The organism is Castellaniella sp. (assembly GCF_004321985.1).
Classification (GTDB): domain Bacteria; phylum Pseudomonadota; class Gammaproteobacteria; order Burkholderiales; family Burkholderiaceae_B; genus Castellaniella.
This window is the reverse complement of record NZ_SCQN01000014.1, coordinates 180,187-202,239: the sequence shown is the minus strand read 5'-3', so window position 1 is coordinate 202,239 and position 22,053 is coordinate 180,187. Positions and strand designations below refer to the sequence as shown.

The window sequence follows — 22,053 nt, the reverse complement described above, 5'->3', positions numbered from 1 at the left end:
ATAGATGATCAACAGCAAATACTGGCTCTCTTTGATCTAACTGATAGATATGAACGACATCATCCCTATTTCACAGTGGCAAGCCCTGCTCGCCGTGGTCGACCATGGCGGATACGCACAGGCGGCGGAAGCCCTGGGTAAAAGCCAGTCATCGGTCAGTTATGCCATACAGCGGCTCGAGGATCAACTGGGGCTGCGCGTGTTCCGACAGCAAGGCCGCCGCGCCGTCCCGACCACGGCGGGCCAGGTCCTGCTGCAGCGCGCCCGTCTGCTGGTCGAACACGCGCGGGGCCTGGAATCGGCTGCCCGCCAGTTGGCCGCCGGCCGCGAGCCGCTGCTGCGCGTGGCCATCGACGGCCTGTTCCCCGACTGGCTGCTGTTGCAGGCGCTGAAGCGCTTTAGTGATGATTGCGCCACCACCCGGATCGAGGTGCAGGAAACGGTATTGAGCGGCACGGACGAGGCGCTGCTGCGCCGCGAAGCCGATCTGGTCATCAGCCCCCGCATTCCACAGGGTTTCAGCGGCGAGCCGCTGCTGCAGATCCGATTCGTGGCGGTGGCCGCCCCCGACCATCCTCTGAATGCGCTGGACCGGCCGCTGGAATGGGCCGATCTACGCCAGTACCGCCAGCTCGTGGTCCGCGACTCGGGCAGCCAGCGCCAGAATGCCGGATGGCTGGATGCCGAACAACGCTGGACGTTCAGCCAGGTGCCCAGTTCGATCCAGGCCGCCTGCGCCGGCATGGGCTTTGCCTGGTATCCGGAGCTGCGCATCCGGGCCGAGCTGGCGGAAGGCCGGCTCAAGCCACTGCCGCTGGCCGAAGGACGCCACCGCTACGCCATGGTGTACCGGATCTTTGCACACCCCGAATTCCCGGGCATCGCGTGCAAGGAACTGGCCACGATCCTGCAGCAACTGTGCAGCGAAGTGAATCCCATCCCTGGTGGAGACGGCTGAGCCCGCTAGAGGGCTCAGCCACGGATGATGGAATCAGAGGCCCACGTTGTCGTGTTCCAGTACGCGCTCGGCGCGATAGCTGGACCGCACCAGGGCGCCGGAGACGACCTCTCGGAAGCCCTTTGCCAGCCCAATGGCGCGATAGGCGCGGAACTGTTCGGGGGTGACGAAACGCTGCACCGGCAGGTGGTTCTGGGTCGGGCGCATGTACTGGCCCAGCGTCAGGATATCCACGTTGTGCGCCCGGATGTCATCCATGGTCTGCTCGATTTCTTCGTCCGTTTCGCCCAGCCCCAGCATCATGCTGGTCTTCGTCAGCGTCTGCGGCGCATATTCCTTGGCGAACTTCAGCACGTCCAGCGTCTGGTGATAGCCGGCACGCACATCGCGCACCACATGCGTGAGGCGCTCCACGGTCTCGATGTTCTGAGCGAACGTCGTCAGGCCTGCGTCCAGGACCTTGGCCACACAGCCATGATTGCCCTGAAAGTCAGGCGTCAGAGCCTCGACCGCAGTGCTGGGCGAGCGCTCGTGAATGGCGCGGATACAGGCTGCGTAGTGCCCGGCGCCGCCGTCCAGCAGATCGTCCCGGTCCACCGAGGTCAGCACCACATATTTGAGCTGCATGAGCACGACGGCATCCGCCACGCTGGCCGGCTCGTTGTGGTCCAGCCAGCCATGCGGATTTCCCGTGCTCACGGCACAGAACTTGCAGGCGCGCGTGCACACCGATCCCATCAGCATCAGCGTGGCCGTGCCCCGCCCCCAGCATTCAGCGATATTCGGGCACTTGGACTCGGCGCACACCGTATTGAGGTGGTGCGTCTTCACGATGTCGCGGACCTTCTGGTATTGTTCACCCGCCGGCGCCCGCACCCGCAGCCAGCTGGGCTTGGGGGCAGAATCGGGAATGCCGGTCAGATCGCTGGGCCGCATGCCGTCCTTCACGGCCTTGGTGCCCTGGGGGCTGACGAATTTTGCACCCGGGCGAACGCGTGCGCGGATGATGGGGACTTCGGTCGTCATGGGAAACCTGTAATGTGAACGGGCGGATTAGCCAAACAGGACACTAGTATACTGGCCGCCATGCTGGCCATCACCCCGCCCAGGATTCCCTTGCTCGCACGGCGCCCCGGCACCGCGCTTGTGGTGATTTGCCTGCTGTTCATGATCACGCTGTGGACCGTGCTGTGCGCCATCAGCCACACCGCGCCAGACCTGGACGGCATGGAAGAACTGGTGTGGGCCGCCAGCCTGGAACTGGGCTACACCAAACATCCGCCGCTTCCTTCCTGGTTCATGCACTTTGCGACGGAGCTTCTGGGCCGGCCGGCCTGGCTGCCCTTCCTGATGGGGCAACTTTTCTCGGCACTGGGCCTGTGGTTCATCTGGAAGCTGGGCTGTGAAATCACGACACGGCACCGGGCGCTGATCGCCGTGCTGCTGGTGTCAGTCACGGCCTACTTCTCTCTGCGCGGCACGATCTACAACCACAACACTGCGCAGCTCTGGTCCATCACGGCCTCTATCTGGCTGTTCTACCGCGCACTGCGCGACGACCGTACCCGCGACTGGATTCTGCTGGGCGCGGTCTGCGGCCTGGCCATGCTCACCAAGTACAGCGCACTGATCCAGTTCACAGCGTTTTTCCTGTATCTGCTCCGTACCGGCAAACTGCGCGAGCGTCGATGCTGGCGAGGCATCGCATGGGCCACGGCGACCTTCTGCCTCGTCCTGGTTCCGCACGTCGCATGGCTGTCCCATCACCACTTCGAACCGCTGTTCTACGCCGACGAGTCCCTGCAGGCCGGCGGGCGGCTGGCAGCGCTGGGCGATCTGCTGTCCTTTGCCCTGGATCAGGCAGGCCGGTTGTCACCGATGCTGATTGCGCTCGCCGCGTGGACGTTCTGGTACCGGCGCAGCGGCAACCGCGCGCCGGGCTACGCGGCCAACGACGAACACTTTCAGGCCTCCGCCCTAGGTGCGCGCTACTTCCAGGATTTCTCGGCCGCCGACCGGCAGTTTCTGCTTTGGGTGGGGCTCGCGCCCTTCCTGGGCACCGTCCTGGTCTCCGTGATTCTGGGAACGCGGCTGGAGGCATCCTGGGCCAGCACGTTCTTCGTGCTCGCCGGTTTCTATGGCCTGTGGTGGCTGCGCGGCCAGGATGCGGTCCAGCTTCGCCGAATGCTCATCATCACGCTCTGCCTGCAGACCGCCATGGCTGCGGGCTACGCGATTGCGCGCGGACCGCTGGCGGATCTGACCGGCCATGCCAGCCGCTCGAACTACCCGGCACAGGCACTCGCCGCAAAGGCGCAGGCCCACTGGAGCGCCTACCAGCCCGGGCGGCCCCTGCGGGTCGTCGTGGCCAATACATGGCTGGGCGGCAACATTGCCATCCATGCCGGCCCGGCGACCCAGGTCTACATCGACGCAAGCGACGCGGAATCGCCATGGTTCGCACCGGGCACGGCGCTGCGGTGCGGGGCATTGATCGCCTTCAGCGACGTTGGCCGCGGCCCCGCCACTCCGGCCGTACACGCCCTGTACGACGCGGCCTCCTGGAAGGGCGTGGATTTCGTCCGCTGGGGTCCGAAGGGACCCATGATAGACCTGCACTGGGCCGTGATCCCGGCCGGCCCCGACTGCCTGCAACCGTCGCGACGGTGATCGCCGCCAACGCTCAAGGCGTCGGAATCAGGGCCGGATCACCGACCAGCAAAGCCGCAAAATCGTCGGCGGACAATGGATGGGCAAACAGGTAACCCTGGCCGTAATCACAGCCTGCGGCACGCAGTAGACGGTGCTGCTCCTGGGTTTCAATGCCCTCGGCGACGACCTGCAGCCCCAGCTTGTGTGCCAGCAGGATGATCGCCTCGCACAGCGCCAGGTCGGGGTTCGACGTATCCAGATTGGACACGAAAGACTGGTCGATCTTGAGGAAGTCGATGTCGAATTTGCGCAAGTAGGACAGCGATGAATACCCCGTCCCGAAGTCATCGAGCGCCACCTGGATGCCAGCCTCATGAAACAGGGCAAGCTGCTTCTGGATGTGATTGTCATCCGAATCGATCAGCAGCCCCTCGGTGATTTCCACGATGACGTGTTCGGGCGATAGCCCCAGCGTGTCCAGATGGCTGCGCCAGAAGCCATGATCCAGACCCTCGTGGCGCAACTGCGCCGGTGAGATATTGACGCTGATCTGAATGTCCTGCGCGAACTGGCTGCGCCAGTGGGCAACCTGGCGGGTTGCTTCACAGAACACCCAGTCTCCGATCGTACGAATGATGCCGGTTTCCTCGGCCAGCGGAACGAATTCCGAAGGCGGCACACGCCCCAGAATGGGGTGGTGCCAGCGCAGCAGGGTTTCCACCTTGGCGATTCGTCCCGTGCTTAGATCCACGATGGGCTGATAGTCCAGCGCAAACTGCTGGCGGTCCAGCGCCAGGTGCAGGTCATTGACCAGCCGCATGCGTGTCTGGGCCTGCTCCTGCATGGAAGCCGTGAAATAGCAGCTCCGGTTGCGGCCTTCGGCCTTGGCGGCATACATGGCCTGATCGGCGTTGTTCAGCAGCGTCTCGGCATCCGTCGCATCGTCGGGATAGAACGTGATGCCGATGCTGGTGGAGATGAAGACCGTCTCCACCCCCAGGCGGAAAGGTTCGGCGAGCTGCCGCAGCACGCTGCGGGCAAGGCGCTCGACATCACGTGGATCGCCGATGTCGTTCAGCAGGATGGTGAATTCATCGCCCCCCAGCCGCGCCACCGTGTCGCTCTGGCGCACGCAACCGCTCAGGCGGCGCGCGGCTTCCTTCAGCAGCTCGTCGCCCATCGCATGGCCCATCGTATCGTTGATTTCCTTGAACCGGTCCAGATCCAGAAACAGCAGGCCCGTGCGCTCGCCCGACCGCTGGGACTTGCGGATGCTCTGCTCCAGCCGATCATGGAACATCTGGCGATTCGGGAGATCGGTCAGCCGGTCGAAATTCGCCTGCTTCCAGATGATCGCCTCGGCCTGCTTGATCTCGGCGATGTTCGAGAAGATCATCACCCGCCGGTAGACCTGGCCGTCTTCGGCAAAGGAGGTGTTGATGCTCAGCCATTCCGGGTAGAGCTCCCCGTTGGCATGTTGCCCCCAATGTTCGCCCTGCCAGCTGCTGGTCGCCATGACGGTGCGCCAGACCGCGCGGTAGAAATCACGGTCGTGGCACGGAGAGTTCAGGCACCGTACATGGCGGCCGACGACCTCGCCCGCATCCCGGCCGCGCAGTTTTACAAAAGCCGGATTCACATCGAGAATGAAGCCCTTGGGGTCCAGCACCAGCATGCCCTCGCTGGTGTTGCGATAGACCAGCGACGCCAGCTCCGCCTGGCGGCCCCGATCAACCGCGACCGGCCGGCGCTCCCGCATCACATACAGATAGCTGTCGCCCGTGGGCGACGGGATATGTGTGGCCGCCCCCACCAGCGCAAGAGCCCCGCGTTGGTGATCCAGCCCGTAGCCCCGCCACAGCACGCTGTTGCGCGCCCCCAGTGAACCCAACCGTTCGTTGACCCGCCGGATCTCCGGCAGCAGCACGCCCACGTCCAGATGCAGCGCCGAGCCGTTCCGATAGCCAAACAGGCGTCCCGCACTGCGATTCAGGTAGATGACGATGCCGGCGGAATCAGTCGCCAGAAAGGAGTCCTGGGAGAAATCGCCCAACCGCAGCAGTGCCAGGATGTGGGATCGATCCAGCGCGTCGGGAACCGGGGCCAGTTGCGGTGAGGGTGACAGGGGCAACATCACCGGGATGATAGCGGACGCAAATCTGGCTGCACGGAAAACCTACCAAAGCACCTGTCAATGCCCGCATTTTTATCATGATGTTACGGACACGACTATTGGTAAAACTACTGCACGCGTCCTTCCGTATGCAACCCGCAACAAACCGGTCGGCCGCACAAAGCACAGTCGATCAGGAGTTTCCCCAAAAATCAGGGGGCTTCGCCGAAGTATTCCTTGAACTCGTGCCCCAGCTTGCGAGCCTTGGTGCGCAGGTAGAACTCGTTGTACGGATTGCGATTGACCTGCAACGGGATATGCTCCACCACTGACACGCCGATCTCGTTCAGGAACCGTTCCTTGCGCGGATTGTTGGTCATCAGCCGCACGCGACGGATGCCAAAGTGCGCCAGCATCGGCCGGCAGATATCGTAATGGCGCAGGTCAGCCGGAAACCCCAACCGCTCGTTCGCCTCCACGGTATCGGCGCCCTCGTCTTGCAGGTGGTAGGCCCGGATCTTGTTCAGCAGCCCGATCCCCCGTCCTTCCTGGCGCAAATACAGCAAAATGCCGCGTCCCTCGGTTGCGATGCGCTGCAGCGCGGCCTCGAGCTGGGCCCCGCAGTCGCACCGCTGACTGAACAGCGCATCGCCGGTCAGGCATTCGGAATGGATGCGCGCCAGCACCGGCTCGTCTGTGCCGACATCACCCAATGTCAGGGCGACATGCTCCTTGCCGCTGACCGTTTCGGCAAAAGCATGAATCTGGAAAACCGCCCACGGCGTGGGTAGCTGGCTGGAGGCGACGAACCGCAGGATATCGGTATCCGGATCCGCTGAAGCTCCCGTTAGGACTGGCATGTCAGGAAATGAAGTTTGAACGGCCTATAGGTTACCACCAGGCAGCGGCCTTTCCGCCCCGGACAGCACCGCCCGGAACCCCGTCATGCCGCCACCAGTCGCCTACGCCTTCACGCCCAGGTACCGCTCGATGATATCGCCGTTCTCGTGCAGGTCCTTCGGTGTACCCTCGTAGACCACATGGCCATTGTTGACGATGTAGCTGCGGTCAGACAGCGCCAGCGCCGCTCGTACGTTCTGCTCCACAATCACGATGGTGTGCCCCGAATCGGCGAGATTGCGGCACACCGAGATCAGGTCGCGCACGATCAGCGGAGCCAGGCCCTCGAAGGGTTCGTCCAGGAAGATGATCTCGGCGTTGCGGATCATGGCCCGCGCAATGGCCAGCATCTGCTGTTCGCCGCCCGACAGCTGCTTGCCCCGATTGCGCTTGCGCTCGGCCAGGCGTGGGAACGTCGCGTAGATTTCATCCAGGCTGCGTGGCTTTGGGGCCGTCATGGCAGCGAGCTGGAGGTTTTCCTGCACCGAGATCGAACCAAACACGCGGCGCTCTTCAGGGACCAGCTGAATCCCGAGCTGCGCCCGCGCATAGGGCGGGAGGTGCTGGATTTCCACCCCGCGGTGGCGGATGGTGCCGGATTTGACCTGGACCATCCCCATGAGGGATTTCAGCGTCGTACTCTTGCCGGCGCCATTGCGTCCGAGCAGCGCCACGACCTCGTGTTCCTCGACCCGCATGGAAACATCGAACAGGATGTGCGAGTCGCCATAAAAACTGTTGATTCGATCGATTTCAAGCAGACTCATCGTCCATCCCTCCCAAGTACGCCGCCTGGACTTCGGGGTTGCGACGGATCTCGTCCGGCGCGCCTTCGGCCAGCTTGCGGCCTTCGTAGAGCACCGTGATACGCTCGGCCAGCTCGAACATGGCGTCCATGTCGTGTTCGACGATGACCATGCTGCGGCCTGCGCGGATGGACTTCAGCAGCGCCACGACCAGCACGCGTTCTTCGGGCCCGAGGCCCGCCAGGGGTTCGTCGAACAGCAGTACGTTGGCGCCGGTGGCCAGCGCCAGACCAATTTCGAGGCGACGCTTTTCACCATAGGACATGTCCGAGACCCGCGTGTCCGCCTGCCGGGTCAGATCGACCATGCCGATGGCCGCATTCACCTGGGAATCCAGCTCGTCGGAATGCAGGCCCCGCAGCATGTCATTCCGGTATTTGCCGCGCAACCGCGCCAGCACCGGAATCATGACGTTTTCGCGCACCGTCAAGTGCTCGAAGAGCTGGTTGATCTGATAGCTCTTGCTCATCCCAAGCTGGCAGACCTCGGTCACGCCGATGCCGGTGATCTCTTTACCGCGGAAGAAGACCTTCCCGGAGGTAGTGGCCAGTTCACCCGCCAGCATCGCGAAGAAGGTCGATTTGCCGGCGCCGTTCGGGCCGATCACCCCGTGCAGTTCACCCTCGCGAAGCGTGAAATTGATGTCGGTATTGGCCTTCAGGCCCCCGTAATGCTTGGTCACCCCCCGAGCCTCCAGCACGGGCGAGCCGGCCCGCGTGGACGCCAGCGGCGCCACGATATCCAGTGTGCCAGCCACACGGTCGCTCGCCTCTTCGTCGGTTGACAGCGGCCGCGCGCGGCGGTGGCGCACGAAATCGAGGATGCCGCCCGCCACGCCATGACGGAACACGGTCACCAGGATCACGAAGATGACCCCCAGGATCAACTTCCAGTACGCGCCAATGTCGCCAAGCTGCTGCAAGCCCTCGTACAGATAGAGCCAGATGGTGGCGCCCAGCAGCGGCCCGAGCAGCGTACCCGCACCGCCCATGACCGTCTGGATGACGAGCTGCGCCGACGTGTCGAGCGAAAACGCATCCGGGGGCATGTACGACTGGAACAGGCCCAGCAGGCCGCCCGCCAGCCCGCCATAGGCGGCCGCCACGACGAACACCGTGAGCTTGTAGGACTGGATGGAGTGCCCCAGCGCCGTCGCACGCTTGGGGTTGCCGCGAATCGCCTTGAGCACGGCCCCGAAGGGCGAGCGCACGATGCGCCGCGCGATCAAATAGCCCACGAAGAAAAAGATTGCCACGAACCAGTACATGGGCCAGCCGCTGGAAATGTGGATGTTCACGAACCCCAGGGAAAGCTCCGGCGGCGGTACGCCCGCAATGCCGTTTTCGCCGCCGGTGTATTCCTTGAACGAGGAATTCTCCAGGAAATAGAACATCTCGCCAAAGGCGAGCGTGCTCATGGCGAAATAGATGCCCGTGCGCCGCAAAGTCAGATACCCGATCACCAGGCCGGCGACAGCCGCCATGACGGTGCCGATGAACAGCGCCAGCAGCAGATTGGACACCAGGCCATCCGTCAGCAGATAGGCCGTGACGAAGCCGCCCGTCCCGTAGAACGCGGCCTGGCCGAAGGACAGCAGGCCGGTATAACCGAACAGCAGGTCGAACCCCAGCCCGAACAGGCCCCAGATCAGGATCCGCGTGAGCAGATCGGGGCTCATGCCCACTACGGGCAATATGAATGGCGCCGCCAGCAGGCCGATCCCCACCAGCATTTCGGGCAACTGTCTGCGCATGATGCCACCTCGGGGTGCATGTACGGCCTGTTTGGGTGCGGTTGCAGCGTCACCCGCCGGTACGGCCGTGGTCTGATAAGTGTTCATTCCCGACCCTCCTGGCCCATGAGTCCCTGGGGACGGAAAATCAGCACCAGCGCCATCGCCGCAAACAACATCACATCCGAATACTGCGGGTTGATCATGGCGGTCAGGCTGAGGATTTCGCCGGCGATGATGCCGCCGACCACCGCACCCGGAAACGATCCCACGCCACCGATCACCACCACCACAAAGGAATCAACCAGATAACGGAACCCCATGTCGGGCGTCAATGCCACGATGGGGGCATTCACCACCCCCGCAAAACCGGCCGCCATGGCGCCGATCCCGAACACCACCAGAAAGGTGCGCTTCACGTTGATGCCGAGCGCATTGACCATCTGGGAGTCTTCGATGCCGGCACGCACGATCAGCCCCAGGCTGGTCCGATACAAGACGAAATACAACAGCAGCAGCGTCACTGCCGCAATGCCCAGAGTCTCCAGGCGATAGAGGGGATAGATCAGGGAGCCGATGCGGGCGATCCCCGTGCCCCAGGGCGGAGGGGCCACCGACAGGCTGACGCCGCCATACAGGCCCCGCACGATCTCCACCAGAACGATACCGATGCCGAAGGTCACCAGGATCTGGTCCTCTGGGGGGCGGCTGTAATACTGACGCATCAGCCCGCGCTCCATGATCAGACCGATAGCCAGCGCAACCGCCGCACCGCCTGCCACAGCCAGCACGAACGAACCGGTCAGCGCATAAGTCGTGTAGCCAGCGTAAGCACCCACGACGAACAGAGCGCCGTGCGCGAAATTGATGACACCGAGCGTGCCGTAGATAATGGTCAATCCGGTGCTGATGAGCGCGAGCAGCAAGCCCACAGACAGACCATTGAACAGTTGTGAGAAGACTAAAGACATGCTCGGCATCGAGTTGCCTCCTTCAAAGACCTGAAAATCCGCGCCTGTCCGGGGCGTGCGACAAGCGCAGGCCCCGGACAGGCCCAGGACTTAGACGTAACCGCCGAGTTTGCAGCCGAGCAAGCCGACTGGTGCCATCACGCTCTTGCCGCCCACGACTTCGATGACGTCGAAGAAGTCATCCGGGTTCTTCATGTCGGCCGGCTTCTTGCCGCGCATGATCGGGAAGCTGGCATCGCCTTGGTGGTCCTCGGCACGGAAGGTCATCTTGCCCACCGGGGTGTCGCGCACCACGCCGGCTTCCAGGGCCTTCACGACATCGGGCGGGTAGAAGCTCTTGGCGCGCTCCACCGCGTCAGCCCACAGGATCATGCCCAGATAGGCGTAGAGGGCCGCATCGCGCGGCTTACCGCCGAATTTCTTGTCATAGGCCTCGACGAAATCCTTGGCCACCGGGTTGGTGTCCTGCATGGTCCACCAAAAGCCGTTAGCCGCAAGCGCGCCCTGCATCAGTTCAGCGCCGATTTCCTTTTCCAGGTAGCCCGACATGTAGGGCAGCAGGACCTTCATCTTGTCGAGCAGCCCGAACTGCTTGGCCTGCTTGATGGCATTGGCGGCATCCGCGCCATAGGCCACCACCACCAGGACGTCCGCATCCGTGTTGGCAATGTTGATGAGGTACGAGCTGTAGTCCTTCGCGCCCAGCGGGTGGACCTGATTGGTGACCGTCTTCCAGCCCTCTTTTTCGGAGAACTCGATCATCGACTTGGTGGTCGTGTGGCCATAGGTGTAGTCCGGCGTCAGATAGGCGGTCTTGCGGTTCTTGCCGAATTCTTTGGCAGCAACGGGGGCAATGGCCTTGCAGGACATGTATGCAAAATAGCCGGGACGGAAACCGTAGCGCTGGCAATCCACGCCAGTGGTTTCGGTGGAGCCCGAAATCGCCGTGAAATAAGGCGTGTGCTCACGATTGCAGACCTTTTGCAGCGCAATGGCCACGGCGCTGCTGGTGCTGCCGGCCACCATCAGGGCCTTGTTGTCGTGGATGAACCGCGTCGCGGCCTGCACCGCCGTATTCGGCTTGGTTTCGGAGTCGGCTGCACCGACCTTGATGGACTTGCCCAGTACGCCCTTTTTCAGCAGCGGCGAGATCTTCTGGATCCGGGGATCGCCGGCATTGATCATTTCGGCCGCGAGTTCATAGGCGTTTTTCTGCTCGGCGCCCTGGGCCGAATACGGCCCCGTCAAGTCCACGGTCAGGCCGACGAACACCGAATCGCCCTGGGAGCCGGCTGGCCAGGCGCCCAGAGGCTTTTTGTCTTCAGCCATGGCCACCCGCACGGCGCCAGGCAACAGCATGCTGCCGGCAACCCCCGCGGCTCCGGCCTTCAGCACGGAACGGCGTTTGACGCGAGTCTGCAGGGCCTGGCCCAAAGTTTTCTTGTCATCCATCGGTTTGTCTCCTGATTTGAGTGTCCCGGGCACCTAGGTCCCGGCTGATTACTGCGATTCAGCTTCCGGGCAGGTTTCCGATCCCACCGGAACCCCGCCTGACCCGCGATTTGTTTTTATGGCTTTGAACAGCTTTGTCTTTGCTTCGGCAGACCAGGGAATCAGGCAATGCCAGCCCCGGATTTCTGCGTGATGTCATTAGGGGATTCGAAACTTACGCAAAACTTACGCGGCGCTTTGAAAGCGGGACACCCTAGGGAAAACGTCAGCTATGGCTTTCCCTGAACTGGGACCAAAAGGGGATGCTGATCGGATGATCACAACCCCCTTCGTGCTATTGCGCGTGATCGCGAAATGCCCTGTAATGACGCATCGAAACCGGTTTCACTCCCACCACGCCCGTGCAGGCCTCCATCATGCGGTTTTCCATTGGCCTTTTGTGCCTGACTGTCCTGGGTACAACCCCGGCCGCGGTCTGCGCCGCCCCAGAGCAATGGCCCGAAAGTCCCCATCGAACCGTTCTGGAAACGCCGTATGGCACGCTGGCGGTACGCCCCAGCGACTACCTGTACAGCGCCACGCTGACCTTCAATCACACGCCCACGACGCCCCGCATGCAGGGTATCCTGAACATCCCTTATGCGTACGTCGTAGGCCGTCGGCAGATGGCGCTGGTGAGCCTGGACAATGGCCAGACCAGTTGCCCCATCCGCTTCTATTGGGTGGTGATCAGCGAACAGGGTTACCACATCACCGAACCCTTCGGATCCTGCTCCAGCGATATCCGCATGAGCGCCAAGGGCCGGCTGCTGCGCATGGAAACGCCGGACCCCGCCGATCCCGGCAAGCTGGATATCTGGGAATTTGACGGACGGAAAATCCGCCGGATCGGCCCCCGGCGATAGCCGGCCGGGTGGGCTACCGATCTAGAACAGGCGGCCTTGCAAGGCCGCCAGCCGCTGGCTGAATTCGTCGGGGGTCATCTTCACGCCGTTGACCGTCACCTGCCCGTCGGCATAGGCCAGATCGGCCTGAATCACGCCCTCATCGGATCGCCGGACCAACCCAACCCGCGCCAGGCGCCCCGCATACTGGTCGAACACCATGCTGACCAGGGCGAGGGCCACATCGGCGTCCGATCCCGACTGGGTCTGGCGCAGCACCTGGAGCAGCATGGGCTTGGAAACCTGCGCATGCACTGAAAGGCCGCGAATGCCCTGGTCCACCAGAACCCCCAGGTCCTGGGAGGCATCGTCTCCCACCGGGCGGAAATCGGCTTGGCCGCTGAGCTCCGTCGTACCCTGGGCGTTGACCCACTGAAGCTTGCTCAGCGCGATGCGCGGCGAAGCAGCCAGGAGCGGCAGCAGGCCTGCACGGATCTGCTGCCGATCCTGCACCGACAGGTCACTGCCCGGCTCATGCCTCGCGTCAATCGACGCCAGGGTACGCACCAGCGCCTGCAAGGCCGGCACCGAGAGATTCTGCGCCGCCGCAGCCGTCTTCAACGCGCCCACGTCGTGAATCCCGAACAACAGATGCGCGGCCTCGAAGCTGGCCAGGCTGTCCATCAGATCCCCTGTCCGGGCTACATCCACGGTCAGCACCTGTTGCTTCAGGACGATGGGTTGATCGTCTGCCACAGAGAGCGCCAGCCCTTCCAGGCGCATTTCCTGGTGCGACTGATAGTCTGATTGACCGCTGTGACGGCTGCGCGCCTGCAGGGCCAGCCCGCTGAATCTGAGTGTCGTCTGCACCCCGGGATCAGTCAGGGTCAATGTCTCGAATCGCCCGGCGAGTTGCGTCTGACGTTCATTCGGTGCATAGATCACCCGAAGCGACCCGCCGCCGAAATCGACCTCGGCGGTCTTGACCGGCGCCACCTGGACTTCGGTCGTCACGCCGCCATCGAAGCCGATGCGCGAGCGCGCCACCCAGGGCGGCGTTCCCGCCGGCATGGCATCCGCCCACAGCTTCCAGTCGCCGTCCGGGGTTGGCGTCACACGGCTGTACGCCGCCACTGGCCGCCAGTTGCCGCTGCGCAAGGCACCCCAGGGCCAGGGACCATGCCGCAAGGCATCCTGCAGACCCAGCTCGTGGCGGGTTCCCCGCGCATCCTGATAGTCCAGCGCATACCGGATGGCCGAGCTGAACACCCCGCGCTCATAGGACTGGATCCGCAGCACCGGACCGGGTGACTTGGCCGTCCACTGGCTCGCGATGCTCTGGTTGGTCTGGTTCACCCAGGCCTCGATCGACTGTTGCGCCAGGCGCCCTGCGTACCATGACGCACCCACATAGGCAAGAACCAGGACCGCCAGCAGGCCGCCGGCAAGTTTCAGAAAGCGGTGATTCATTATGACTCCAAGTGACCACATGACGCCGTGCCCCGCCCGATCCACCGATCAGACAGGAGACCGTGCACTAGGCGAGATCGGCAGCGTCGGTGGACTGAGGGGCAATCTTGCGCGAGAGCTCGCGGGGTAGAGGAAAGGAAACCTGCTCCTTCACACCCTGGAGCGGTCTTACCGACCGGGCGCCGAGTTCCTTGAGTCGGTCCAGGACCTGCCGGACCAAAGCCTCAGGGGCTGAAGCGCCGGCGGTCACTCCCACGCGACGAGCATCGACCAGCCAGGCCGGATCGATCATCTCGGGCCGGTCCAGCAGGTAGGCCTTCACGCCCTTGCGCTCGGCGACCTCGCGCAGGCGGTTCGAATTGGAGCTGTTCTGGCTGCCGACGACGATGACCAGGTCGCACTGCGGCGCCATGATCCGCACCGCGTCCTGGCGGTTCTGGGTCGCATAGCAGATATCGCCTTTCTTTGGTTCCACGATGCCGGGAAAGCGCTTGCGCAACGCGTCGGCGACCTCGGCCGCATCATCGATGGACAAGGTGGTTTGCGTCACGAAGCCCACCCGATGCGGGTCGCTGACCTGGAGGGCCTCCACGTCGCGCACGGTTTCCACCAGGTACATGCCGCCATCAGCCTGTCCCAGCGTGCCTTCGACTTCGGGGTGTCCCCTGTGGCCGATCATGATGACCTCGAGGCCTTCCTTGCGCATGCGCGCGACTTCGACGTGTACTTTCGTCACCAGCGGGCAGGTTGCATCGAAGATGCGCTGGCCACGGCGCTCGGCTTCGGCGCGGACGGCCCGCGACACCCCATGCGCGGAAAAGATCACGATGGCCCCCGAGGGGGCGTCGGCCAGCTCGTCGATGAAAATCGCGCCCTTTGAGCGCAAGTCGTCCACCACATACCGGTTGTGGACAATCTCATGGCGCACATAGATGGGCGAGCCATGGATTTCGAGCGCCCGCTCGACGATACTGATCGCGCGGTCGACGCCGGCACAGAACCCGCGCGGCTGCGCCAGGAGGATCTCGGGTTCGGCCGCCGCCGCACGGTCCGGCGAATGCGTTGCGTTCACAGGACCCCCAGAATCTGGATCTCCACCTGCAGGTCGATGCCCGCCAGCGGATGGTTGAAATCGAAGAGCGCCGAGTCGTCCTGCAGCGTCTTGAGGACACCGGAATAGCGGCCGCCGTTGGGCGCCACGAATTCGACCATGTCGCCCGTCTCGAACTCGGTACCCGGTGGCGCATTCTGGATCATTTCGGCCCGCGAGATCCAGCGCAGCAGTTCTGGATTGCGGTCGCCGTAGGCCTGAGCCGCCGGGAGATCCACCGTGAAGTGGTCGCCTTCCGGGCGATCCAGCAAGAGCGCCTCAATGCCGGGCGCCCACTGCCCCACCCCCATCTGCAGGGTGGCCGGGCGATCCAGAAAGGTATCGACGAAGGCCGTGCCGGCGGCGGCACCCGTCAGAGGCTCGATGCGATAGTGCAGCGTTACGTAGGAGTCAGGGTGGACAAAAGCGTTCACCACATCGTTCGCGGAAGTCAAAGTGTGTCACCGTAGCGGTTCTGGTCAGACATGCCAATTTTAGGGCCTATCATGCCACAAGACACGGTATCCCCCTGCGACGAACGTCCGCGCGAGCGCCTGCTGAGGCACGGCGCCCACGTCCTGACTTCGGCCGAACTGCTCGCGATCCTGCTGCGCACGGGCACGCGCGGGCGCGATGCGGTCACCATGGGCCGCGAACTGATTGCGCACTTTGGCGGACTGCGGCCGCTGCTGGCTGCCGAATCCGTGACCCTGCTTGCATTCCCGGGCCTGGGCGCCGCCAAGACCTGTGAACTGCTGGCGGTCCAGGAACTCGGCCGCCGATCGCTCGAAGAACCCCTGCGCCAGACCCGCATCCTGAACCAACCCGAACGGGTCAAGGAATTCTGCGCCATGCGGCTGGCGCACCTGCGGGTGGAACACTGTATTGCCCTTTTCCTAGACACCCAGCTCCAGCTCATTGACTGCGTGGAAATCGCGCGCGGCACGCTGTCGCAGGCCTCGATCTACCCACGTGAAGTCGTCAAGGCAGCCCTGGCCCACCACGCGGCGGCCCTGATCCTGGCGCACAACCACCCCTCTGGGCTGGCGGAGCCCAGCCCAGCCGATGTCAGTCTCACACATCAGCTCAAACAGGCCCTCGCGCTGGTGGACGTCCGGTTGCTGGATCATCTGGTGGTCGGCGCGACCGAGGTCAGCTCGCTGGCCGAGCGAGGGCAGATCTGATGACACACCCAGCCAGTTTGCACATCACGGCCAGACATCCTAAAATGGCCGGCTCCATTTGGATACGTAGTCAGGGCCATCGGCACATCGTTTGGCGTCGGCAGTACCGGCGCGGCGGCTTGGCACCGGTTCGGTGCCGATTTTGTACGTCATGCGCGGCCATCTGACTGGCGACCCCAACCATTGTTGAGAATACACCATGAAAGAAGGCATCCACCCCGAATACCGCGAGGTCGTGTTCCTGGACCTGCAGACTGGCCACAAGTTCATCTCGCGGTCAGCGCTCGCTTCGCGCGAGACCACCGAGATCGACGGCAAATCCTACCCGCTTTTCAAATGCGATGTGACGTCCGAGTCCCATCCGTTCTACACCGGCGCCCAGACCCGCATCGTCGAGACGGGCCGTGTCGAAAAGTTCCGCGCGCGCTTTGCCCGCACCAGCGGCACCGTAAAGAAATAACACGGCGCTCCAGGGAGCCGTGGCGGACCCCCGCCCCGGACCTCCGCACAAGAGGCAGCCTACTGGCTGCCTCTTTTCATTTAATATGGGTTTTCCCCTAGAGATTCGTGGGACGTTTCCTGGTGCCTCCTGACGTCATCCGCTCGACACCCGCCCGCCTGACGGCGACTGCGGCCGCCAAACTGCCGCGCCTGTTCCTGGCGGCGGTGGGCCTGGTCTATATCCTGGCCGGCCTGTTCTACCGCGACCCCTGGAAAACAGACGACGTCACCGGACTGGCCACCATGCTTACGGCGCTGTCCGGCCAGCAACACGCTTGGCTGCTGCCGCAGATCGGGCACCTTGCGCAGGCGCAGGATGGCCCGTTGGTCACCTGGGTCGGCGCGATCTTCATCCAGACCTTCAGACCTTTCTTCGAGCTGTTTTTCAGCCCCCTGGACTCAGCCATCATCGCGTCTCGCTTGCCCAACATCCTTTGGTTCTGCATTCTCACCGCATCGATCTGGTACGGCACCTACTTGCTGGGCCGACGCACCGAGGCGCAGCCGCTGGCCCTGCCATTCGGCGGCGAACCGGCCGGGCGCGACTACGGCCGAATGCTGGCCGACGCCGCCCTGCTGCTGATCGTCGCCACGGTCGGAATCATCTGGCGCATGCACGAGACCTCCGAGGTCCCCGCCGTGATCGCGTGCCAGGCGCTGGCCTACTACGCCGTCGCGCGCATGCTGGATCACCCTGTCTCGGGGGCCATCACGCTGGGGGCGGCGCTGGGGGCCGCCTTTCTGGCGCGCGGCTGGGTTGGCGCACTGCCGCTCATGCTCGCCGTCCCGGTGATCTTCCTGCCAGGCGGACTGCTCGCCGGCGAACGCAAATGGCTGATCGTCAGCGCCCTGATCTGCACGTCGGTCATCCTGCTCTGGTGGATCCCGGCCCGGGAATTCGGCACCTACTGGACCACCAGCTGGCTGCAATGGACCAAGCACGCCTTCAGCCTGCCGCGCCTGCACGCCTGGATCAACGTGGCCCGTGACCTACCCTGGTTCCTCTGGCCGACCTGGCCGCTCGCCCTGCTCGCACTCTGGCGCTGGCGCGGCTGGTTCCGCGCACCCCACATCCGCATCCCTCTCGGCTTTCTGGTCGCGGCAACCCTGGTCCTGCTGTTCAATACAGACCCCTTTGAACCCGAATACAGCACGCTGGCCGTGCCCTGCGCAGTGCTGGCTGCATTTGCGCTGCCGACGCTGCGCCGCGGGGTAGTGAACACGCTGGACTGGTTCGCGGTCATGTGCTTCTCGCTGACGGCCGCCACCGTCTGGCTGGGCTGGATCGCCCTTCAGGCCGGATGGCCCCACCAGATTGCCGACAACATCAGCCGCCAGACATACGGCTACGATGTCCACGTCGCCTGGCCAGCCACCTTCATCGCCGGGTTGGGCACGCTGGCGTGGATCGTTCTGGTGCACTGGCGGCTGCACAGCCACCCCAAGGGCCTGTGGCGCGGCACGGCGCTGTCGGCGGGCGGCCTGATCACCACCTGGCTGCTGCTGGCAACCCTGTGGATGCCGGTGCTGGACTACATCCGGAGCTACCGCGACGTATCAGCCTCGCTGGCCCATGCGCTGGTCTTGTACCGGCAACCGGGAGAATGCGTCCGGACACTGAACCTGGGCAGCGGCCAGCGCGCCTCGTTCCTGGTATTCAACGACATCACATTCAGCTTTGATTCCCGGTGCACGCTGCTGCTGCAGCAGGTCAGCCCGCACAGTCTGGCGACCGGCACAGCGGACTACGCGAATCACCCGGCACTCTGGCAAGGCCGGCGCGGCCCCGATCGGCACGAAATGTTCCGGCTGCTGCGCCTGAAACCGGCTTCATGACTGCCCGCGCCACTCCAACGCCCTGGCGCACCATCCTGCAGCAATCCTGGCCCATCCTGGTCAGCGCCTGGGCCGGCATCATCTTTGCCGTGCTGGACACAGCCATGGTCGGGCACACCAGCGCCGCCGACCTGCAGGCGATGGCGCTGGGCGCCTCCATCTACATCACGGTCTTCATCGGTCTGATGGGCGTGGTACATGCCCTGATCCCGATCATCGCACAGCACTTCGGCGCCCGGCGCTTCTCCGATGCCGGACATGCATGGGGTCAGGGTGTCTGGCTGGCCCTGGGACTGTCCGTGCTGGGCGCCGCCAGCCTGCTCTTCCCCGACATCTGGCTGTCGCTGTCAGGCAATGTGGAGCCGGAGGTCCGGCACCGCATCGCCGGCTATCTGCTGGCCCTGGCGGGCGCCCTGCCCGCCGCGCTGATCTTCCGCACCATCTACGCCATGGCCACCGCCATCTCGCAGACGCGCGAAGTGATGGCGATCAACCTGGCCAGCATCGTCTTCAAGCTGGTTTTCAACCTGTGGTTCATCTTTGGCGGCTGGGGCGTTCCGGCCATGGGTGCGATCGGCGCGGGGGTTGCCACACTGCTGGTCAACTGGTTCATGCTGGCGACGGGTCTGTGGATGATCCGCCGGCGGCCCGCTTTCCAGGCCCTGTCGCTGCGGCTGGTCCGACCGCGCCTGGCCGACCAGAAGGAACTGCTGCGCCTGGGCCTGCCCATGGGAGGCTCCTATCTGATCGAGATCTGCGCCTTCAGCTTCATGGCCCTGCTGGTGGCCCGCGACGGGATCTACGCCAGCGGCGCACAGCAGATCCTGGGCAACCTGATCGCACTGTGCTACATGCTCCCCATGTCGCTCAGCCTGTCCACCGCATCGCTGGCGGCGCAGTCGGTGGGCGCCGGCGACCTGCGCCTGGCCCGGCGCACCGGCCGCCACGGCATCCTGCTTGTGTTCGCGGGGGCCGTACTCACCGACGTCATACTGGTTGTCGGATCGAGCTCCATCGTGGCCGCCTATACGGACGAAACCCAGGTCGCGGTCCTGGCGCTCGCGCTGCTGCAGATCGCCCCCTGGTTCCATCTCTGCGACGCCATGCACTGCGTAAGCTCCTACGTGCTGCGCGCCTACAAGGTCGCGCTGGTTCCGTTGATCCTGCAGATCACGTCGCTGACGGGACTGGGGCTGGTGGGCGGCTGGTGGCTGGGATACGGGCCCGGAGCCGGGACACTGGCCCCGGTTGCGCACTGGTTCATGCCAGGCGCACCGGTAGGCGCAGCATCCATGTGGCTCATGGCCATGGCCGGGCTGGCGCTCACCGCCCTGACACTGTTTGGCTGGTACGGCCATGTGCTGCGCCAATACGCCCGCAAGGCAGCCTGACGTCACTTCATACTGCAACGACCCGCACCGCAAGACCCGTGACCGCCGCTCAGGCAGCCTGCTGGGGCGGCTCGCCGCTTGCACTGGGTGTGACCAGTTCCACGACCTTGCTGCGCGACAGGACGCCGATGAAATCACCCTGGTCGTCTGTCACGGCGACGGGCTCCGGATTGCACAACAACCGGGCCAGAACTTCGTCCAGGCCCGCCGATGCGGGCACCGAGGCCATGTCCGACAGATGGCGCGAGATGTCGCGCGCGCCCTCCCTGACTGCACGCTGCGCATCCGCGCGCATGAGCACACCCGCCAGCCGCTTGCCATCGAGTACGGTCACATAGCTGTAACCCCGGGCCACCAGGCGCTCCAGCGCATGCACGGGCTGCGTGCGCATGGTCAGGGTCAGCGTCCGTTCCACCAGGGCATGGGAAGCGTTGAGCACCTTGCCCCGGTTGACGTCCTGCAGGAACGCCTCGATGTAATCGTTGGCCGGTGACAGCAGAATGTCCTCGGGCGTGCCCTCCTGGACGAGTTCGCCGTCCTTCAGAATCGCGATCCGGTTACCCAGCCGCAGCGCTTCGTCCAAATCATGCGTGATGAACACGATGGTCCGGTTCAGCTGAGCCTGCAGTGCCAGCAACTGGTCCTGCATTTCGTGACGAATCAAGGGATCCAGCGCCGAAAAGGCCTCGTCCATCAACAGGATTTCCGCATCGGTGGCCAGCGCCCGGGCCAGCCCCACCCGCTGCTGCATCCCGCCTGACAGCTGATACGGGTACTGCGATTCAAACCCGGTCAGTCCCACCTGTTCCAGCCAGTGGTGCGCCCGCGCCTCACGCTCCGACCGCCGCACGCCGCGCACCGTGAGCCCATAGGCGACGTTGTCCAGCACCGTCCGGTGCGGCAGCAGCCCGAAGCGCTGGAACACCATGCTCATCTTCTGCTGACGGAATTTTTCCAGTTCACGCGGCTTGAGCCCCATCACGTCCACGCCATCCACCAGGATCTGCCCGGCGCTGGGCTCGATCAGGCGGTTGAAATGGCGGATCAGCGTGGACTTCCCGGAACCGGAAAGGCCCATGATGACGTGGATGTGACCCGCCTCGATCGACAGGCTGATGTTGCGCAGCCCCAGCGTGTGGCCGCTGCGCTCGAGCAAGGCGTCCTTGGACACCCCGTCACGCGCGGCGCCCATCCAGCGATCCGGATGCGGGCCGAAGATCTTGTAGATGTTGTGGACCTCGATCTTGTTCATGTCAGTTCCCCCGCTTCTGGTGGCGACGGCCGAACTGCTGCGTGATCCGGTCAAAGATGATGGCCAGGATCACGATGCCCAGGCCGGCCAGCAGCCCACGGCCCACCTGCAAGCGGTTGATGCCCTGGAGCACCTCGTAGCCCAGCCCGCGCACGCCGATCATGGAGGCGATCACCACCATGGCCAGCGCCATCATGGTGGTCTGGTTGATGCCGGCCATGATGTTGGGCAGCGCCAGCGGCAGCTGGACGCCGAACAACTGGCGGGTGCGGCTCGCGCCAAACGCGCGCGAAGCCTCCAGCACCTCTGCGTCCACCAGCCGGATGCCCAGATCGGTGAGGCGGATGACCGGCGGCACGGCATAGACGACGGTGGCAAACAGCGCCGCCAGCTTGCCCAGGTTGAACAGCATCACCACCGGGATCAGGTAGACGAAGCTGGGCATGGTCTGCATCACGTCCAGGATCGGCAACATCACGGCACGCACCCAGCGGAAACTCGCCATGGCGATGCCCACGGGGATCCCCAGCATGACGGAAATCGCCACCGCCACCAGCATCAGGGACAGCGTCTGCATGGACGGCTCCCAGAGGCCGATGGCCCCCAGGAGCGCCAGCAGGCCGCCCATGGCCAGGCTGAAGCGCCATTTGCGGCTGGCCAGCCAGGCCACACCCATGATCACGGCAATGATGGCCCACCAGGGTGAATGCCGCAGCAGATTGTCAGACCAGATCAGCAGATCCAGCAGAGGTTGGGTCAGCGCGCGAAGGACGTCGGAATACTGGTTCACCAGCCCATTGACGAAAACGTCAATGGGCCGCTGCAGCTCCCGCGCCGAAATCAGTTCAGGAAACATGGCAG

19 protein-coding genes are annotated in these 22,053 nt (G+C 64.1%); 7 read left to right on the top strand and 12 right to left on the bottom strand.

The features are described from left to right. Positions 1–49 precede the first annotated feature (49 nt). Positions 50–958: a LysR family transcriptional regulator gene (locus tag EPN31_RS04380; RefSeq protein ID WP_291770043.1), complete on the top strand. Its 909-nt coding sequence runs from the start codon at positions 50–52 to the stop codon at positions 956–958. A 33-nt stretch (positions 959–991) separates the two neighbouring features. Here the strand turns inward: EPN31_RS04380 and lipA are convergent, their stop codons facing one another. Beyond that, the gene (gene lipA / locus EPN31_RS04375; RefSeq protein WP_291770040.1) at positions 992–1,984 is read right to left on the bottom strand and encodes a lipoyl synthase; all 993 of its coding nucleotides are present in this window, start codon (positions 1,982–1,984) and stop codon (positions 992–994) included. Positions 1,985–2,044: 60 nt separating this feature from the next. Here lipA and EPN31_RS04370 point away from each other — a divergent pair, with 60 nt between their 5' ends. After that, positions 2,045–3,628 carry a glycosyltransferase family 39 protein gene (locus EPN31_RS04370; RefSeq protein WP_291770037.1) on the top strand — a complete coding sequence of 528 codons (1,584 nt, stop codon included), beginning with the start codon at positions 2,045–2,047 and terminating at the stop codon, positions 3,626–3,628. Between the two features lie 13 nt (positions 3,629–3,641). Here the strand turns inward: EPN31_RS04370 and EPN31_RS04365 are convergent, their stop codons facing one another. The 6 genes from EPN31_RS04365 to EPN31_RS04340 form a co-directional block, all read right to left on the bottom strand. Continuing rightward, positions 3,642–5,744: a bifunctional diguanylate cyclase/phosphodiesterase gene (locus EPN31_RS04365; RefSeq protein ID WP_291770035.1), complete on the bottom strand. Its 2,103-nt coding sequence runs from the start codon at positions 5,742–5,744 to the stop codon at positions 3,642–3,644. A gap of 191 nt (positions 5,745–5,935) precedes the next feature. After that, complete coding sequence (ribA, locus tag EPN31_RS04360; RefSeq protein ID WP_291770032.1) at positions 5,936–6,583, bottom strand: GTP cyclohydrolase II; 648 nt, start codon at positions 6,581–6,583, stop codon at positions 5,936–5,938. Between the two features lie 102 nt (positions 6,584–6,685). After that, positions 6,686–7,390 (bottom strand): ABC transporter ATP-binding protein, encoded by a 705-nt coding sequence (locus tag EPN31_RS04355; protein WP_291770030.1) that lies wholly within the window; start codon positions 7,388–7,390, stop codon positions 6,686–6,688. Then, positions 7,377–9,269, bottom strand: coding sequence for a branched-chain amino acid ABC transporter ATP-binding protein/permease (locus tag EPN31_RS04350; RefSeq protein ID WP_291770027.1), 1,893 nt, complete (start codon positions 9,267–9,269; stop codon positions 7,377–7,379). The genes EPN31_RS04355 and EPN31_RS04350 overlap by 14 nt, the downstream gene beginning before the upstream one ends. After that, positions 9,266–10,132 (bottom strand): branched-chain amino acid ABC transporter permease, encoded by an 867-nt coding sequence (locus tag EPN31_RS04345; protein WP_291770025.1) that lies wholly within the window; start codon positions 10,130–10,132, stop codon positions 9,266–9,268. The genes EPN31_RS04350 and EPN31_RS04345 overlap by 4 nt, the downstream gene beginning before the upstream one ends. A gap of 90 nt (positions 10,133–10,222) precedes the next feature. After that, the gene (locus EPN31_RS04340; RefSeq protein ID WP_291770022.1) at positions 10,223–11,584 is read right to left on the bottom strand and encodes a substrate-binding protein; all 1,362 of its coding nucleotides are present in this window, start codon (positions 11,582–11,584) and stop codon (positions 10,223–10,225) included. Positions 11,585–12,000: 416 nt separating this feature from the next. Between EPN31_RS04340 and EPN31_RS04335 the strand changes: the two genes are divergently transcribed. Further along, positions 12,001–12,489 carry a hypothetical protein gene (locus EPN31_RS04335; protein ID WP_291770019.1) on the top strand — a complete coding sequence of 163 codons (489 nt, stop codon included), beginning with the start codon at positions 12,001–12,003 and terminating at the stop codon, positions 12,487–12,489. Between the two features lie 21 nt (positions 12,490–12,510). Here EPN31_RS04335 and EPN31_RS04330 read toward each other — a convergent pair whose 3' ends face one another. From EPN31_RS04330 to EPN31_RS04320, 3 genes are all read right to left on the bottom strand, one after another. Next, the gene (locus EPN31_RS04330; protein ID WP_291770016.1) at positions 12,511–13,938 is read right to left on the bottom strand and encodes a YdgA family protein; all 1,428 of its coding nucleotides are present in this window, start codon (positions 13,936–13,938) and stop codon (positions 12,511–12,513) included. 67 nt (positions 13,939–14,005) lie between these two features. Continuing rightward, entirely contained in the window at positions 14,006–15,010 is a 1,005-nt protein-coding gene (gene ispH / locus EPN31_RS04325; protein WP_291770012.1) for a 4-hydroxy-3-methylbut-2-enyl diphosphate reductase, read from the bottom strand. After that, on the bottom strand, positions 15,007–15,483 hold the full coding sequence (locus EPN31_RS04320) for an FKBP-type peptidyl-prolyl cis-trans isomerase (protein ID WP_291770010.1): 477 nt from the start codon (positions 15,481–15,483) through the stop codon (positions 15,007–15,009). Before EPN31_RS04320 ends, ispH begins: the two co-directional genes overlap by 4 nt. Before the next feature lie 51 nt (positions 15,484–15,534). Here EPN31_RS04320 and radC point away from each other — a divergent pair, with 51 nt between their 5' ends. The 4 genes from radC to EPN31_RS04300 all read left to right on the top strand — a co-directional run bounded on the left by radC (position 15,535) and on the right by EPN31_RS04300 (position 19,940). Continuing rightward, positions 15,535–16,212, top strand: a complete 678-nt coding sequence (radC, locus tag EPN31_RS04315) for a DNA repair protein RadC (protein ID WP_291770008.1) — start codon at positions 15,535–15,537, stop codon at positions 16,210–16,212. Between the two features lie 199 nt (positions 16,213–16,411). Then, the gene (locus EPN31_RS04310; protein WP_291770006.1) at positions 16,412–16,672 is read left to right on the top strand and encodes a type B 50S ribosomal protein L31; all 261 of its coding nucleotides are present in this window, start codon (positions 16,412–16,414) and stop codon (positions 16,670–16,672) included. A 107-nt stretch (positions 16,673–16,779) separates the two neighbouring features. Further along, a complete protein-coding gene (locus EPN31_RS04305; protein ID WP_291770004.1) occupies positions 16,780–18,549 on the top strand; it encodes a glycosyltransferase in 1,770 nt (589 codons plus the stop codon). Continuing rightward, positions 18,546–19,940, top strand: a complete 1,395-nt coding sequence (locus EPN31_RS04300; protein WP_291770003.1) for an MATE family efflux transporter — start codon at positions 18,546–18,548, stop codon at positions 19,938–19,940. Before EPN31_RS04305 ends, EPN31_RS04300 begins: the two co-directional genes overlap by 4 nt. Before the next feature lie 49 nt (positions 19,941–19,989). On the opposite strand, the gene EPN31_RS04295 is transcribed toward EPN31_RS04300, so the two are convergent. Both EPN31_RS04295 and EPN31_RS04290 read right to left on the bottom strand, forming a co-directional pair. After that, a complete protein-coding gene (locus EPN31_RS04295; RefSeq protein ID WP_291770002.1) occupies positions 19,990–21,192 on the bottom strand; it encodes a glycine betaine/L-proline ABC transporter ATP-binding protein in 1,203 nt (400 codons plus the stop codon). Between the two features lies 1 nt (position 21,193). Further along, entirely contained in the window at positions 21,194–22,048 is an 855-nt protein-coding gene (locus EPN31_RS04290; RefSeq protein WP_291770000.1) for a proline/glycine betaine ABC transporter permease, read from the bottom strand. Positions 22,049–22,053 lie beyond the last annotated feature (5 nt).